Raw genomic sequence first — 16,095 nt, forward strand, 5'->3', positions numbered from 1 at the left:
GCTGCCCCACCAGGCAGCCTTTTTTGTTGCCCAAGGTTTAAGGCATTTTGCTTTTTATGAAGTAACCCAAGTCCAGTTTATTTCAGGAAGTTCTATGTAAGGCTACTGCTCTAAAAAAGGTAAACCAGAACGGAGTTAAGTAGAAGAGGTGATGTTATTGTTGGTGTTAACAACAGCGAGAAGCATAAACTAAAAACGATTGCTGAGACTTTCGCCTCACTGCAGTTGCAAACTGCAGACCATGGCAGGTCCAAGTCACAGACTTGAACCATGAAAAGAAAAAGTTGGGAACTTGAACCATGGGAAATGGTGGCTATGCAACTCCAAGTTTGAAGATCCCAATTCCAGTCTTTCGGTTGAGCGCCTTTGTTTTAGACCTGGTGCCGCGCATGCGACAGGCCTGCTGGCCAAGGCTAAAACAGAAGCGCGAGGCCGGAAGACGAGGCCCCGCGGCCTTGAGCGCACCAAAACAAAGCTGCAACAACCAAGCCTTGATAACTGAAAAGCTTAGCAAAGAAGAAGGAATTAAACCTATGTCTAATGTGGCGCCTCCACAAAAGAAACAGTCGCCTCAGCAGCACCCGAAACCGCCTCCAACGCATACAACACCGGCTTGCTAGGGCTTGCATCCAACACCAAACTAGTCACCTGCAAATTCAACAAGTACCATCCATCCACCACCGCATCGGGCACAAAAACCAACTCCGTAATGGTCGCATGCGAGCGCGTGTTTTCGGGATATTGCCAGAACGCATGATGCGCTAACAAAGCACCTCCATCTTCCTCCCGATCCACGGACGGTAAGTCCAGTAACAGGTGCTCTATTCCTTTCTCAACCAAATATTCCGCTAAAGCAGATTCCAGGTACGTGGGGTTGGTACCCGAGTATTGCGCCGTGCGTTTGCTTTCCGGGTTAGGAAGCGTGCGTAGGACCAGGGCCTCCGGGAGGTAGGTAGCATCCAGAGCAGAAATGACATCCAAAGCCATAACCACCAGATCACCGTTGTCCTGCGGCTGGGGCGTGACGGAAACCAGTTGGGCGACAAACAAAAAGCGGTTCAGGCATTTGTCTAAAGTGGCAGCGGGGGCGGGCGAGATGTGGCCGTAGCACTCGGTGTGGGTGCCGTTGCCGTGGGGCGTGAGGTGCACGCGTTGGTAATTAGTGGAACCACCCTGCGCAACGCTGCCTACAAAGTCACCTACGGTGATAGTCTCTACCTGCACTGGTTCAGCCCAAAAGCAGTTCACTTGGTCTTCACCTGGGGCAAGTGGCAAGGAGATGTCCAGCGGCTGCAGTGGGTTGTATTGGTAGGTTTGGCTCCGGAAGGTAATGGTAGCGGAAGAAAGCATGGCGGTGTTTTTTACCTGTTTTCTCCAAAGTACGCGAAAAAGAGAAGAAGTTTATTTCAGCTCAAAGGTGGCCAGCACCTGGGTGGTAGCCTGGCTTTGGTACCAGTCATGGTAGACCAATTCCAGAGTGTGGATGGTAGAGGTGCCGAACTTGCGGTGGCGGCATTCCCGAAGTTTCTGCAGAAATAGGGCAGGCTGGGTCAAGGGCTTCCGGAACCGGACCACGGTGCTATGAGCGGTTTGGATGGTGTACCGCTGGTCAATGGACTCCTGCAGCCCCGATGCCCGAAAAGCCTGCCGTACATTGTTCCGCAGTTGTTCCAAGCCATCGGTCTTCGGGAAGCCTTGCACTAAGACGCACGAAGGAGAAGCGGTTAACCCTGAATAGAGGATGTCGAACTTTTGGGTGGGCGCCAATGCTTTCTCCAGCAGCTCTACGTATGCTTGGGGCTGGATGTGGTCAAGGGTGAATTCTGGATAGCAGGAGATTAGGGAAAGCACCGTGAGGTGGATGTCTTCTGCGGGGTAGTAATATTGGTCTGGCTCTACCTGCGCTAAATGCTGTAACAGGTCCTGCATCTCAGTTAACACTGCCGGATTAGGACGGGCCAGCAAGGTGAGCCCTCGTCTGGTGTCATCCGGCGAGTCAATCAGCGTGTCCAAGGTAAAATTGCCAGCGGCAAACTGTTCCTCGGCATGCTTCCACAGCTGAGTATAATGGTGCTGTAAATTCATGAGTGGGGAGCTCAATCCTTCGTTTTGGCTTTGTTTTGCTAAAGTAAGGCGAAAACTGCAGAAAGGAACACCGTGGCTCCTTCTGCAGCTCATTTTTGGTAGTTACTCCATCAAATTTAGTAATTACAACACGGGTAATGGGGTTAGTGCTTTAGAGTTACGCACAAGGCATACGTATTGGAACACCTGGGTAATGCGTGGATGCTCCCCGGCAAACTCAATACTTTGGTTAGGGAATAAAACCTTGATGCTGGCTAAGCGGGAAGAGGTGCGGTAAGGCGAACCAGGAGCATCGGTTTTGAACAGGGTAAGGGAGTTTGCGCGGCTGGCGGCCCTGAGGTCTTTGATGCCGTTCACAAACACCATGGGGCCATCGTTGTTGTTCATGGTGCTATTTACGTATCGCTGGCCTTTGCTCAAAAAGGATGGTAAAGCAGCCGCTGGCATCATGCTTTCACTATCCAAGGTGTACACCCCAATGGAAACCGTTTTGCCCCGGAAAGGTGAGTCCTGGCCCTGCAGGTAATAGGCAAAAGGAACGCCGCGCTGCACCTGAACCGGAAGCGTATGGAACAAGCCCCACATACCGTACAGTTTCGCTTTCTCCAGGTGCTGCACTTTCACCAGGGTGTTTAGATTCAGGTACATCACGCTGTCACGGCGGGCTTTTGAATTTAGGTAGGTGAGGTTCTGTAAGGTATGCTGCAACTCAAAACGAAGGCGAGTAGGAAGTGAAACAGCAGTGGAGTCTTTAGTCAGCTTGGGCAGTAGTTTAGAGGCTAGGGAAGACAGCATTTCTGCATCTAAAGTATTACTGGAGGCGATCTTCCGGAGGCTTGCAAAAACTGAATCCTGAAAGGCTTTCTCTGGCAACGTTGAAAGGGTCTCTTGTAGAAACAAGTGCGTGGCGTCCAGGTCTTGTAGTTTGTCTACACCCAGAATGCTAATGCGCTGCGCCTCGGGTAAGGACTGGTTGAGAGCCCTGATTTTTTTGATTTTGTCATAGAAATTCTGATTGCCCCATTGTGCGTTCTGTTTCGCCCAAAACTGGAAAACGGTTTGCAAGTGGCGTTCGTCCCCGGTTTGTAGATAGGCGTTCAGGAAGTGCGCCTGGCTGTAGTCTACCTCAGCGAGGTAATGGCGCAGGCCCACGCGTTGGTTCAGGTGCTGGAGCAGGGCAAAGTCCAGAGCCTGGGGAGCGGCGGTTCCGTGGGCCTCGCCCAGAAAGAAAATCTGTTTCTGGTAGAAGGCACTGTCAAAGATGGGAAAAGCGGGGGCGGCGGATTGTAAATGAACCTCCTGTTTATGCTGCTGGAGGTACGCCTGGTGCGGGGTGCTTTCGCCGCCAACCGCTAACAGGGCGTAGATACCGTAGGTGATGAATACCAATATCAATAATACCACCGGGGTAAGGAGAACAAGCAGGGCAATTCTTTTCAGAATCTTTTTCATGACGAAGGAGGTGTGGATTGTTTCGTCAAAAGTAGAAGGCCCTAAAATACGCCGCTTGGCAATGGGGCGAAATGCCGCTTCTTTGGGGCTGTAGGTGGGTTTTGGGGTGAATGGTAAAGCTGCTAGGGGCGATTAGGCAGGCACCAGGGTCTCCCGTACCAGGCCAGAATACGAACGGGCCACCGGCACCAGCAGATCGGTTCCCTCAAAGTGGAGCTTGTAACCTTGGGCGTTGCCCGTTACCGTCTGTACCTGGTCTAAGTTCACCAGGTAGGAGCGATGGCACCGCAGAATTCTAGGATATGTGATCTGGTTTTCAAGGCGGCTCAGGCTGCTGCGGATCAGCTTTTTGGAAACCTTTCCTCCTTCCACGTGGAAAACGGTGCAGTAATTATCGCTGGCTTCAATAAACAGAAGGTCTTGGATAAGAAGCCTCACGGAATCTTTCTCGTTCTCGGCGAGAAGGACTAGTTCTGTAGGTTCTGGAACGTTTTCAGTGTCGGTAATAGGAATTTCCTTTTTCTCTGCCACGGCCAAGGGTTTGTACTTCTGCAGCAGGTATACGTAGTTGATCATCACCAGCAAAACGGCGGGCACCAACCCCATCAGAAACGCTATAAAAGACATGTAGAAAATCTGGTTCAGGGTGAAGGGCATCACATTCACCAGAGCCCCATAGGCGGTGCAGAGAAAGCCGCCGGTGCCAAAATGAACCAGGTTCCAGGCAATCTCCTTGCCCACGCTCCAAGTAGGTTCTTTGAAAATACCCGGCAGCATTTTCCGGAAACCATAAAAATTCAGGAAAACCGAGATGGCGGCGACTACCCCGTAACCGGCCAGAATAGGGTTCTTGGACGGGTGGTGCCAGTTGTATGACCCAAACGGCTGAAACACAATAAGCGTGAAGGCAATGATGCACCCAAAAAGCAGTGACTGGAAAACTGTCTTGGAAAGGGTAAGCTCACTAAGCGGATACGGCTGCCGTAAAAAGGAAAACATGGAGTTCGCTTGCGGTAAGGACCTGTTCTGAAAGATATGCTGACCAGAAAGGTAAGCAAAAAATCTTTTTCCCCGTGGAACAGTCTCTCTGGCTGTTACTTCACGTCAATGTCATACTTGGCAAGGAGACCTAATGCTCCTTGTACCGAGAACTTGGCCTTCTTGATTCGGTTCAACTCAGGATCTAGAGCATAATTGTAGGCCGTTCTAAAATCTGCTTTCTCCAGGTTGCTGCGCTGGAAAATGGTTCGAGCCAGGTCGCAGTTCAGGAAAGAGGCCTGGGTAAGGTCAGACTCGGTGAAGTTGGCTTCCTTGATGCTGCAGTCTTCAAAAACGGTCTTTTTAAGGTTCTTTTTCCCAAAGTAAGTGTAATCCAGGGAGCAGCCTTTGAACCGCACGGCAAACAGAAAATCATGGCACTGGCTGAAATCGACGCCCACCAGCTTGCAGTTGGTAAAGGTGACATCGTGCAGCTTGGAATGGCTTAACTGCACCAACCCGAGGTTGCAATCCTCAAAGACGCAATCTGAGAAGCTGTTGTTGGAAAGGTTGGTGCTGGAGAAGTCACAGTTAGTGAAGGTGCATTCCTCAAACTCCCGTCCGGCCACGCCCTTGCCAGTGTAGTTGAGTTGGTCAAAGGTCTTGTTTTGGTGCAGCGTTTCTTGCATGGAAGTAGTTTCTAGAGAAGGCGCAAAGGAATAGCTTTTTGCACCAGATTTTAGGAAAACAGCCTTAAACAATAGCTAATTCAGTTCCTTGTACAACTTGTTCAAGTCTAAGGGACGGTCATACACTTTGACGGTCTTCACCAGGTTGGTCAGTAGCCTTAGAGATTCCCTAAGATCTGCTTCCTGCTGGAGGGGCATGTTCAAGCTAAGTGCCTGGTTGAAACAAAGGCGGGTGATATAAACCTGCTTTCTTATAGTATCACCTTTGGGCATGGAGAACAGCCAAACGACTATTGGTGTGCCTTCAAGCGTGCCTGGATGGATGTCTACATCTTTGTATTTTATCTTCAGCTCTTTTCTGAAGTATTTCAGCTCATAGTTGATGTAACCCAGAATGATTTCCTGCTGTCTTTTCTCTGATAGACTGTCTTGATAAAGATGCTCGGGAACCTGTACCGTGCTGGCTTGAACAATTTGGCCGTTTACATACACCCAGTTGGGGTGTTCTGCAGGCCTGACACTATCGGCGTCCATTGTGACGGTGATAGCATGTTCTTGCCCGGTGTAGGTGAGCAAGGCGCCGGTTTTGCTGGGCAGCAGATTGGCTTCGAATTTCTCTGAAGCCCCACGGCTTTGCCCGAAGCTTACCAGAGAGAGCAACGTGCAGAAAAGAGCTAGTCCGATATCTTTCATATGCCCCCGAATTACCAGTTCAGCTTCTCTTGCATGAACTTGATAAGTTGGTTGGCCATAGCTTGCTGTTCTTCTACCCGCGGGTGGCCTGGGGAGTCTTTGTAGGGCGCAAACAAGGTGTAGATTTTCCCGTCCTGCAACCCGGCCACGGCTTTCTCTACATAGCCCGGCCACGGAGAGCTCGCACGAGTGATGTCCATGTTGCCCAGCATGGCAATGATGTGCGCGTTGGGGTATTTGCTTCTGATGCTTTTTACAAAGTTCTGGTAAGCCGTGATCAGGAATTCCTCAGTGGGTTTGGTGTTCCCAAAGCGGCGCTTGAACTGGGCATTGTCCGGCAGGTTCACAATCCAGGAATCGTTTTGGAAAAGGTTGATCACCACCACATCGGGCTGCTTTTGCGAGAAGTCCCATTTACTGCTGGGATCAGAGGGGTTCAGGCGGTCATAGATGTCGGGCATGATGTTGGGCTCCCAACTCACTGTAATCCCGATGCCGCTTTTGCAGATACAGGTGTGGTCGGCGTCAAAGAAGCGCGAGGTAAGGGCGGCGTAGCTCACGTAGTGGTTCGTGTTCATGCCTTCGGGGTTGTCTTTGCCAGAGTAGTCTTCCGCAGCGTAGCCAGCAGTAATGGAGTTGCCGTAGAACTCAATCTGGCGGGTTTTGGGCGCCGCAGCCGGAAGTGTTTTACCACCGTTTTCTAATTCATAGCCGTAAAACGTGGTAGTGCCTTTGTCCCACTCGGTGCGTTTGAACAGTTCTACGGTATGCTTGCCGGGTTTCAGGCCCTGGGCCAGGGTGAAGGCCTTGGCAGCCGTGTCTGGCTGAATGACGGAAATGCTATCGCCGTCTATGATCACGTTGAAGTAGCTCTTTCCCGTGCTGTCTTTCAGGCGTGCTTTAACGGAAGTACCCTCAAAGTTCATCTTCACCGACGTGCCCGACCAGTACAGTTCCGTAGCGCCCGGCGAAGGCTTGCCCACCCGGCCCACGTACGTGAGGTGGGTATCCTGGGGAGAAACAGGAACACTTTTTTGCGTGGCGCAACCTGCTAACTGCAGGAGCAAAAGAAGCGCAGGTAAGCGCAGAAAGATGCTGGATCGCATGAGGGTAAAAGAGTTGAAGGGTAGAAACAGGTGTTGACAAAGATGCTCAGAACCGCGTTTGTTTCAAAGCGCATCCTTGAAGAAAACCTGCCTTTCCACCCTTCAGCTCTACCGGGAACAGAAATCCTCAGTAGGGAAAATCGTGCTAAAAGTTGCTATGCCTTACCTGAAGATCAACGGTACAGATGTCTGCTGCCCCATAAGCGGAGCAAACACAGGATGACTGGCCATGGTGGCGGTGCTACCCATGTAAAAGCCAGTAACGGGAGTTTCAAGCCTTGTATTCTGCACGGTTGGTACGCCCTCAAGCCGCTGGGTAAGCGACACTTGCGGAGAGGAAAAATCGGTTAGATGGGTGAAGTACAGAATCCCGGCCAGGAACAAGACCATCAAGCTGGCAAAAACAACACCGAAGAACGGGAGCTGCTTTCCCTGCCTATCAGGGGCAGGCGCAAAGCGATTAGGGTTGGTTAGTGTTTCCATAGCTAGAAAAGTTAGTTTCTACTAAGATGCGTTTCAGACCTGTTTTCCATGAAACTACCCTGAAACGATCACTTCTCTTACAATGAAATTCCTGCTAGATTTTACGACTGACTACCCTCAGATGTTTCTGTACGTGCTTTCTACTCCACCCCTTGCCACCATTGGGTTTTGGGAAGCTCGGCCTGGAGGCTCCAGCGCTGCCCGATAAGCGGCGTAGCCAGTTGGATGTTGTGCTGCTGGGCCGCCTTTGAAAGCCGTTGAATAGGTTCTTTCCAGTGATGCAAGGCCAGGGAAAAAGCTCCCCAGTGGGTTGACATCAAGACTTTACCTTTCAGGTCCAAGTGCGCCTGGGCGGTTTGCTCGGGCATCATGTGAATGTACTTCCAAGCCTCGTTGTATTGGCCGCATTCCAGCATGGTCAGGTCAAAAGGGCCGTATTTCTCGCCGATCTGCTTGAAGTGCGTGTCATAACCCGAGTCACCACCGAAATAAATAGACTGGTTTCCGCTTTTCAGCACCCAGGAGCACCACAGTGTCTGGTCGCGGTCGTTCAGGCCCCTGCCCGAGAAGTGGCGGGCCGGCGTTGAGGCTAGAAACAGGCCCTCCACTTCGGTAGATTCCCACCAGTCCAGTTCCGTGATGTTGCTGGGGTCCACGCCCCAGCGTTCTAAGTGTGCAGCAACGCCTAACGGCACAATAAAACGCTTGGTTTTGGCCTTCAGTTTTAGAATAGAGCCGCGGTCAAGGTGGTCATAGTGGTCATGCGAGAGCAGCACAATGTCTAGCGGTGGCAGGTCTTCTATGGCAATGGGCAGTTTCTCACTAAACCGTTTGCTCCCAATAAAAGAAACCGGCGAGGCGCGTTGCCCCAGCATGGGGTCGGCGAAAATGCGTTTGCCGTTCACTTCCAGCAATACCGCCGAGTGCCCAAACCAAGTTACCTGGATTCCGGTAGCCGGGGGCACCGCCAGGTCTTCTTTCTTCAGAAAGACCATAGGCAACTCCTGCAACGGGGTGGCTCCTTCGGTGCCGCCAATGAACTTGGCAAAAATCTTCACCTTGTCCAGGAACGGAGACTCGTCCATCATGGGGGTGGGAGATTGGTTCTGAAACTTGCCGTCTCGGTACTGCTTTGATTTCTGAATGCGCTCCAGGGTTTGGCCGTGGGCCGATGCTCCAAACTGCGGGGCAAACGCCAGGAATAAAGTGCCCCCTATGGCCAGGGTAGCGATAAGGGAAAGAAGGATGTACATAAATTTTTTCATTGTCTGTCAGTCGCCATGACAAGTACCTCCGCTACCCGAAAATGTTTTACAAAACAGATTCGGTAACCGGTACCCCATCATGAGAAATGCTCTGTTTTAATGCTTTTTTGTAAAAGTAGCCTTAAAACAGAGCATTTGCAGAAAAGAGGGAAAGGTGTAGTCGTTTAAACGCTGGGCGTGGTTACTCAGTTAAAAACCAGTTATGGCAGAAGAGCCTTGCTCAGGTCTGAGGTAATATCGTCATCGGTAGAAGAAGTGGGAATGGGAATAAAAGTACCCTTGAACTGGGCTTTCAGTTTTTTGCCGGTTTTCAAGGAGACATCACAGTCTACCGTGTAGTTGGGGGCGGTACCAGAAAGCGTTATGGTGCCAGTCCGCATCTCAATGTATTCTTGAACAGGGTCTAGTTCATTGTCCTTGTTCATGTCTAGCAGCAGCCCCGAGTTAAGGTAGAAATTCTTCCATTTGTATTTCTGCACCGCTCTGTCTGGAGCCAGGTTCCCCACATCGCCAAACTCAAAGGTGCCGGTCATCGGGACCACCGTTCCAGAGCTGAAAAGATATAACCGTAAGGCAATAGTAGGGCTTTGGTTCAGCGATTTAGAATCTGTGAGCAGAACTCCTTGGGCATAGTGGGTCTTCTCAGACCCAAACCCGAAAGACCCAAAGTCAAACGTTAAGCCCATGCCTAAATCATAGGTGTGGCTGTCGTATTCCAGTTGGTTGGACAAAGGGGTTGGTTCATCATCGCCATCGCTGCAAGAAGCCAGGAACAGACATCCAATGACCAAGGTTAAGAGCTTAAAATACAGCGTAGTTTTTCTCATGGATAGTGGGCGGTGGTAACGTATAGAATATTTTATATAGTAAGTGTTGAATATAATGGATGAACTTAGAGAAGCCTACTACTTCTGAAGATTTATCTTGTGGAAAACAGGGGCAGACGGCTTTTCTTCAAGGTTGAGTAATTACGAGCGGCTTGCTTGTAGTGAAAGGAAGAAAGAAGATGGTTATTTTGGCGGCGGAGTTTCTATGAAAAGAACATCCTCTGTTCTAAAGCCCTTTTTGCAAAATAGCTTTAAAACAGAGGATGTCTGGATAGATAGGAGCTGTTGCGACAGCACAAGGGTTATCTGATCTTGAAGGATTTGGGCACAATGGAGAGAGAAGAGATGGTTTTAGGGGCCTTTCTCATTTCTGCGGTGGCATCATCATCGTCGTCATCGTCTGGCAGGGTGCTGGGTACAAACATGCCGGTGAACTGCGCCTTCAAGGTTTTGCCGTTGGCCAGCACCACATCACAATCCATGGTATAGTTGGGAGCTGTGCCAGACAGGTTCACCGTGCCGCTTTCCACAAAAAAGGTTTCGGTGTCTTCGTCTACCTCGCCGTCTTCATTGAGGTCGATCAGGAGAACGGAGTCGAAAAAGAAGTTTTTGCCTTTGTATTTCGTTTCGGCCTGACCCGCCGTTAGTGACGCAAATTGGGCGAACTCAAAGGAACCAGTCTTGAAACCGGTGGTGCCCGCTGAGAACAGGGAGAAAACCAAGATTACTTTAGGATCAGTGGCGCCTTTTGCATCTGTCAGGAAAAGACCTTGGCCGTAATGCGTGTCGTTGCCGGTGACAAAACCTACTTCTCCCAGGTCAAACGATAAGGCCGTAGACAGGTCGTATTTGGCATTGTCATACTCCATTTGATTTTCCAGCGGCGGAACTTCTTCTTCGTCATCACTGGAACAGGAAACCGCCAGAAAACTGCAGAACAGCAGCAGGAGCAGTCTATACGTTTGCGTAAAATTTTTCATGAAGCGGAAAGGTTAGGTGAAGAGATAAAATCAATTTAAGAAGAAATTGCATCTGGTTCAAGCCTGGCCCACCGTTTATTTCAATTGCCTCAGGTCAGAAGAGAAAGTCAAAGGTTTGATCTTCAGAAAGGAATATGCGTTTCTAAGCTGTTCCTCACAGAACACCCCCAAAACGGGCAAAGGATTAGGCCTCCTCTTCCAGCAAGAAAAGATCAAGCGCGATCTCATCAGCCAGTAGTTTACCCGCTTCCGTCAAGATCAGAACCGCTCCTTCCTGGCGCAACAATCCCTGGGCTTCAATTTTCTGCAGATACGCTGCATGGATGGCTTTCAGGTCTACGCCCCACTTCTCCTGGATATAAGCGGTGTCACAGCCCCAACTGGTGCGCAGGGTCGTCATCACATATTCGTTCACGCGGTCTTCAACCGAGAGCTCTTCTACCGTGCAAGGCAGTTGCTCCTGCTCCAAAGACTGCACGTATTTGGGGTTGTGAGCCACATTAAACTGGCGGCTCACGCCGTTAAACGAGTGCGCGCTCGGTCCGATGCCCAGGTACGGCACTTGTTTCCAGTAGCTGCTATTGTGCTTGCTCTCAAAACCCGGCTGGCAGAAATTGGAGATCTCGTAGTGCAGGAAACGGTGGTCGGCGGCCTGGCTCATGAGCAGTTCAAATTGCTGGGCCACGCGTTCTTCCTCAGCAGGTGTGAATTTTCCTTTCTTAAGCCGATGCCCTAACACCGTGTTCGGCTCAATAGTTAAGGCGTAGCAGGAAAGGTGCTGCACGTTCAAGGAGAAAGCTTTGGCTAAGTCTTGTTCCCATAGCGCTGCATCTTCGGCCGGAATGCCGTAAATCAGATCAAGGGAGATGTTGTCAAAGCCCAGGTCCTGCGCCTGCTTAATAGAATCAGCGGCCTCAGCAGCCGTATGCGGACGGTTCATGAGTTGCAGATGCGGGTCATGGAACGACTGCACGCCTACGCTCAAGCGGTTAATGGGTGTCTGCCGCAAAGCGTGCAGTTTCTCCGGGGTAAGGTCGTCTGGGTTGGCCTCCAGGGTGATCTCAGCGGCCGGATTTACGGGGTGTTTTTGGTAAATCGCCTCTAAAAGACTGTTCAGCTCCGCTACCGAAAGAATAGATGGTGTGCCACCTCCGAAGTAGATGGTGTTGATGGCTTCACCATTAAGGTAATTCTGTTGCAGCGCCAGTTCCCGGTGCATAGCGTGCAGTACCTGCTCCTTCAAACCCATAGACGTACTGAAATGGAAATCGCAGTAGTGACAGGCTTGTTTGCAGAAGGGAATATGAAGATAAATTCCGGCCAAAATAAGGTAGGGCTATGGAAAGCGTTAAGAGTAAATAGAACCGGCCGTACCTTTGTAGCAGAAGCCGTACCTTTAGAAACAATGAAGAGGAGGTCTAGTTCCCGTCTGTACCAAAAGAATCTCTTGCAAAGATACGCAATTCTGGGGCTACTCCTGGGCCTGCTGCTTTGGGGCGGCGTGGGCCAGGCGCAAGACAAGCGGGTAGTGAAAGTACTCTCGCCCGACCCGGATGCGGTAAAAATATGGCAGCGCCTTCAACCCAAACTCACCTCCAAAGATTCTCTGGGTTTGCAACAGGAGCTGCGCGGCTGGCTTTCCCGGGTGCAGGAAGAAGGCTACCTCACTGCCTCTATTGACAGCGTGCAGCAGCGCAAAGATTCTTTGTGGGTGCACGTGTACGTGGGCCGACCGTATAACTGGGCTGCGCTCAGTAACGGCAACGTAGGCCAAGGGCTGCTGGAGAAAGTAGGTTTCCGGGAAAAGCTGTACAGCGGACAGCCATTCCGCCCGGCAGAATTTGCCCGGTTGCAGCAGGCGCTCCTGCGCGAGGCCGAAAACAGTGGTTTCCCCTACGCCGCTGTCCAGATAGATTCGTTGCGTCTGTACAATGATTCCATCAGCGGAGTCCTGCGCGTTGCCCGAGGGCCTCTGATGATGATTGACTCGGTGCAGATTATTGGTAGTAGCCGCATGCAGTTGCGCACCTTGTACCGCTACACCCAGCTTGCCCCCGGCCAGCCGTATTCTTTGCAGCGCATAGGAGCCGCTATGCGGGCACTCCGGCAGTTGCCGTTTGTGCGCATCACCGGCGAGCCACAGGTCTTGTTCGCGAAAAACCAGGCCCGCGTCTACTTCTTCCTGGATGAGAAAAAAGCGAACCAGTTTGATGGCATCATCGGGTTTCTGCCTGATCCTAACGCTTCGGCGGCTAAACTGTTGATTACCGGTGAAGTGAACCTGCAGGTGCGTAACCTGCGAGGCAGCGGCAAGCAGATTGGCCTGCACTGGCGCAAAGTAGAACGCAATTCGCAGCTGCTGGACGTGGAATACCGCCACCCGCACTTTTTCAACTCGCCTTTTGAGGTGGCTGGTTTGTTCCATCTCTATAAGCAAGACACTTCTTTCCTGAACCTGCGCCCCCGCCTGGAGATTGCCTATCCGCTTTCCACCACCAGCCGCGTTACGTTCTTTGCCGAGGTGGTGAGTTCGCAACTGCTCTCCCCGGAAGCATTGCGGCAGCGCCGCTCTGATTCCTCAGCCATTGACGCCAACTTCACCTCGTATGGTGTATCCTATGCCTGGGGCAACTTAGATGATTTGTTCTTCCCGCGCCGGGGTACCCAAGCCTTTTTCCAGGGAGCTGTAGGGAACAAGCGGGTGCAGCGCAACGCCCGGGTAGAAGCCAGTTACTATGACACCCTGCAGCTGAAAACCTCGCAGCTCTTGCTTTCTGGCCGGATGGAACGCTATTGGCCCGTCACTAAAAACGGGGTGGTGCTCACGCGTCTTCGCTCCGAAGCTCTAGTTAACCAGCGGTTGTACCTGAATGAACTATTCAGGCTAGGCGGGCTGGCCACGCTTCGGGGTTTTGATGATTATGCCTTTTATGCCTCGTCGTATGCCATCAGTACGCTGGAGTACCGGCAGTATACGGGGCAAGATTCGTACGTTTTCCTCTTGTATGACCAGGGATATCTGCGCCGCGACCTGAAAAATGAAAAAAATATTCAGTGGGCCAGCGGCCTGGGCGGTGGTATCAGCTTTTCAACGGGAGCTGGTGTGTTTCAGTTAGTTTACTCCGTGGGCAGGACCTCCCAAGAGGCCTTTAGCCTGCAACGCGGCAAGATTCACTTCGGGATTACGGGCCGTTTTTAGAAAAACTTTCACAAAGGATTTGGAGCGAATAGAAAAAGCCCCTACATTTGTATTACAAACAGTGCGGGATGGAGCAGTTGGTAGCTCGTTGGGCTCATAACCCAAAGGTCACAGGTTCGAGTCCTGTTCCCGCTACCTCAGATAAAAGCCTTGTAAGGAAACTTGCAAGGCTTTTTCGTTTTTGGGCTTTATTCGCAAGTCTCCTCCATTACTCTTTAGACTATCCTTATTACTTCTTCAACGCCAGATGTTTTTCGGACTGACGGTATGCTGCTTGGTTCTTCAGCGGGTAGCTAGAAACTGTGAAGAGAAATACTACCTTTATTTATTCCATCCATAAATCAGAGGAACTCAAGAGCCTTGCCCAAGGCAAAAGCCAAGCTGAAATGGGTGAATTGTAAAACCGTGATACTTGCAAGCTTTATGAGATTAAAAAGAAGCCTCCTTTTTCTCTTGTTGATAGTAAGTGTAACCGCTGCCACCCAAGCGCAGGGGTTGACAATCGGGTCATACAACCTGCGGTATGACAGTCCGGGAGACACTGGAAACTTGTGGGTGAACCGGGCACCTGTAGTCGCCGCCCTCATCCGCTTTCATGAGTTTGATGTGCTGGGTACCCAGGAAGGTTTGAAGAACCAATTGGATGACCTGGGCAAGGCCCTTCCTGAGTATGACCGCTACGGCGCCGGCCGGGATGACGGCAAAGAGAAAGGCGAGCACTCTGCTATCTTTTTCAGGAAAGACAAATTCAGGTTGTTGAACAAAGGTGATTTCTGGTTGTCCCAGACACCAGATAAGCCCTCGTTGGGTTGGGACGCCGCCTGTTGTCATCGCATTGTTTCGTGGGTGTATTTGCAGGACCTTGCCACCAAGAAGAAGCTGTATGTGTTCAACGCCCATTTTGACCATCAGGGGGTGCAGGCCAGAAAAGAAAGCAGCAAACTGATTTTGCGTAAGATTCAGGAAATCGCCGGAAAAGAGCCGGTGGTCTTAACGGGTGATTTTAACGGAGACCAAGCCAGTGAGTGGTACCAGACCATCGCCAATTCAGGGGTGTTGAAAGATACTTTCAGGCAAGTGAAATACCCTTATGCCAACAACACTTCCTTTAACGGGTTCCAACAGCAGTTTGACCGGAAGGAGATTATTGACCACGTTTTTGTGACCAATGCCTTTGAGGTGAAAAAATGGGGAATCCTGACGGATACGTACCATGGTAAATTCCCATCTGACCATTTCCCTATCTTGGTGAAGGTGACCTATGGTGCCAAATGATAGGTTTCCAAAAACAAGCTTTAAGCTTTGGTAGTGTTAGAGGATGGATGGTCGAAAAGGTGGCGTTGGGCTAAACTCCTGAAAATAGGCAGTTTTACAAATTTCGCTTCTAAAACGCTTGTTACTTGGCTACATCCAGCATTTTTACCTTACACAGAACGAGGCGCCATGTGCACATGGCGCCTCGTTCTGTGTAAGGTAAGTTGTGGTATTACTGTGGCGTACTCTGAGGCGCTTTAGAGCCGCTTTGGCGTTATGGGCAGAAGAGCTATCTGGCGAAGGTAAAAGGCAGAAACTATGCTGGAGTAGTGATCGGTTCTTTCAGCCAGGCTAAAGCCATCACTCTGTTGGAAAACTCCTTTGTAATCATTTCGCCTTGGCCTTCTGCTCTTTTGTAGATCTGTTCTACCGCCGTGCGGTTAAAGAAATCTTCTGATACCAATACTGCATTGCGCCGTAAGGCAGACTGCTGAAGTCGGGGTAGAATGTTCTCTAAAAACCACTCCTGGTCTACCGGGCGTATGGCTTTCATCTTTCGGTTGTCGCCGAGCCACCGGAGCAGCTTGCGCTCTTCTATCAATTGAATGCAAGTGGTGATAGCTTCCCGAAACTCCTGGCTGTTTAGAAAACCATTCCATACAGCCGTTCCTAGCTGCAGCTCCTCCTCGTAAGTGATCGTAACTACATGGTTTTCGTAGTAAACAGTTGCCATTAATTAGAAGTAATTAGCTTGAAAGAATCTAACAAATATAACTTCCTTTCCTCTACGGATAACATTACGGTAAAGCTAAATTTAAAATATTATGTTCTATTAGAAGTTTGACCTCTAGCTTTGCACTTCTCCTGAGAGAGCTAAAGAATGAAATGGTATGGGAGAAGCTCTAGTGTTGATATTTCAATAGGCGAAGAGATGCTTTTCCGCTCTGTCGTAGGCCTGGCGTCTTTAAATTGTGAAGTATAGGTCTTTGCTAGTCAATTGGTTTTCTGCCAAGTGCGGGACACCACGTTGCAGAGATTAGCAGCCTTTGTATGGGACTTTAGAGACTACTATTCGGCAAGATGA

At 50.5% G+C, this 16,095-nt stretch carries 15 protein-coding genes and 1 tRNA gene; 3 read left to right on the top strand and 13 right to left on the bottom strand.

Going from position 1 to position 16,095, the window contains the following annotated elements; all coding sequences use genetic code 11:
• Positions 1-537: 537 nt before the first annotated feature.
• From ACW9SV_RS08450 to hemW, 12 genes are all read right to left on the bottom strand, one after another.
• Positions 538-1,350, bottom strand: coding sequence for a cyclase family protein (locus tag ACW9SV_RS08450; protein ID WP_479556299.1), 813 nt, complete (start codon positions 1,348-1,350; stop codon positions 538-540).
• A gap of 51 nt (positions 1,351-1,401) precedes the next feature.
• A complete protein-coding gene (locus ACW9SV_RS08455; protein ID WP_479556300.1) occupies positions 1,402-2,085 on the bottom strand; it encodes a 2'-5' RNA ligase family protein in 684 nt (227 codons plus the stop codon).
• Positions 2,086-2,208: 123 nt separating this feature from the next.
• Positions 2,209-3,537, bottom strand: a complete 1,329-nt coding sequence (locus ACW9SV_RS08460) for a TraB/GumN family protein (protein WP_479556301.1) — start codon at positions 3,535-3,537, stop codon at positions 2,209-2,211.
• 132 nt (positions 3,538-3,669) lie between these two features.
• Entirely contained in the window at positions 3,670-4,536 is an 867-nt protein-coding gene (locus ACW9SV_RS08465) for a LytR/AlgR family response regulator transcription factor (RefSeq protein WP_479556302.1), read from the bottom strand.
• Between the two features lie 95 nt (positions 4,537-4,631).
• On the bottom strand, positions 4,632-5,204 hold the full coding sequence (locus ACW9SV_RS08470) for a pentapeptide repeat-containing protein (protein ID WP_479556303.1): 573 nt from the start codon (positions 5,202-5,204) through the stop codon (positions 4,632-4,634).
• Positions 5,205-5,279: 75 nt separating this feature from the next.
• Positions 5,280-5,897, bottom strand: coding sequence for a hypothetical protein (locus tag ACW9SV_RS08475; protein ID WP_479556304.1), 618 nt, complete (start codon positions 5,895-5,897; stop codon positions 5,280-5,282).
• A gap of 11 nt (positions 5,898-5,908) precedes the next feature.
• Positions 5,909-7,003 (bottom strand): SGNH/GDSL hydrolase family protein, encoded by a 1,095-nt coding sequence (locus ACW9SV_RS08480; RefSeq protein ID WP_479556305.1) that lies wholly within the window; start codon positions 7,001-7,003, stop codon positions 5,909-5,911.
• A gap of 162 nt (positions 7,004-7,165) precedes the next feature.
• Positions 7,166-7,486 carry a hypothetical protein gene (locus ACW9SV_RS08485; protein WP_479556306.1) on the bottom strand — a complete coding sequence of 107 codons (321 nt, stop codon included), beginning with the start codon at positions 7,484-7,486 and terminating at the stop codon, positions 7,166-7,168.
• Positions 7,487-7,626: 140 nt separating this feature from the next.
• On the bottom strand, positions 7,627-8,739 hold the full coding sequence (locus tag ACW9SV_RS08490; RefSeq protein WP_479556307.1) for an MBL fold metallo-hydrolase: 1,113 nt from the start codon (positions 8,737-8,739) through the stop codon (positions 7,627-7,629).
• A 212-nt stretch (positions 8,740-8,951) separates the two neighbouring features.
• Positions 8,952-9,578 carry a hypothetical protein gene (locus ACW9SV_RS08495; RefSeq protein ID WP_479556308.1) on the bottom strand — a complete coding sequence of 209 codons (627 nt, stop codon included), beginning with the start codon at positions 9,576-9,578 and terminating at the stop codon, positions 8,952-8,954.
• Between the two features lie 302 nt (positions 9,579-9,880).
• Positions 9,881-10,558: a hypothetical protein gene (locus ACW9SV_RS08500; protein WP_479556309.1), complete on the bottom strand. Its 678-nt coding sequence runs from the start codon at positions 10,556-10,558 to the stop codon at positions 9,881-9,883.
• 184 nt (positions 10,559-10,742) lie between these two features.
• Positions 10,743-11,882, bottom strand: a complete 1,140-nt coding sequence (gene hemW / locus ACW9SV_RS08505) for a radical SAM family heme chaperone HemW (RefSeq protein ID WP_479556310.1) — start codon at positions 11,880-11,882, stop codon at positions 10,743-10,745.
• Between the two features lie 123 nt (positions 11,883-12,005).
• On the opposite strand from hemW, the gene ACW9SV_RS08510 reads away from it, so the two are divergent.
• From ACW9SV_RS08510 to ACW9SV_RS08520, 3 genes are all read left to right on the top strand, one after another.
• Entirely contained in the window at positions 12,006-13,757 is a 1,752-nt protein-coding gene (locus tag ACW9SV_RS08510) for a BamA/TamA family outer membrane protein (RefSeq protein ID WP_479556311.1), read from the top strand.
• Between the two features lie 62 nt (positions 13,758-13,819).
• A tRNA-Met gene (locus ACW9SV_RS08515) sits at positions 13,820-13,892 on the top strand.
• Positions 13,893-14,210: 318 nt separating this feature from the next.
• The gene (locus ACW9SV_RS08520) at positions 14,211-15,032 is read left to right on the top strand and encodes an endonuclease/exonuclease/phosphatase family protein (protein ID WP_479556312.1); all 822 of its coding nucleotides are present in this window, start codon (positions 14,211-14,213) and stop codon (positions 15,030-15,032) included.
• A 295-nt stretch (positions 15,033-15,327) separates the two neighbouring features.
• Here ACW9SV_RS08520 and ACW9SV_RS08525 read toward each other — a convergent pair whose 3' ends face one another.
• A complete protein-coding gene (locus ACW9SV_RS08525) occupies positions 15,328-15,744 on the bottom strand; it encodes a hypothetical protein (protein ID WP_479556313.1) in 417 nt (138 codons plus the stop codon).
• Between the last annotated feature and the right edge of the window lie 351 nt (positions 15,745-16,095).

The sequence above is a fragment of the Rufibacter sp. JT20002 genome (assembly GCF_056491185.1).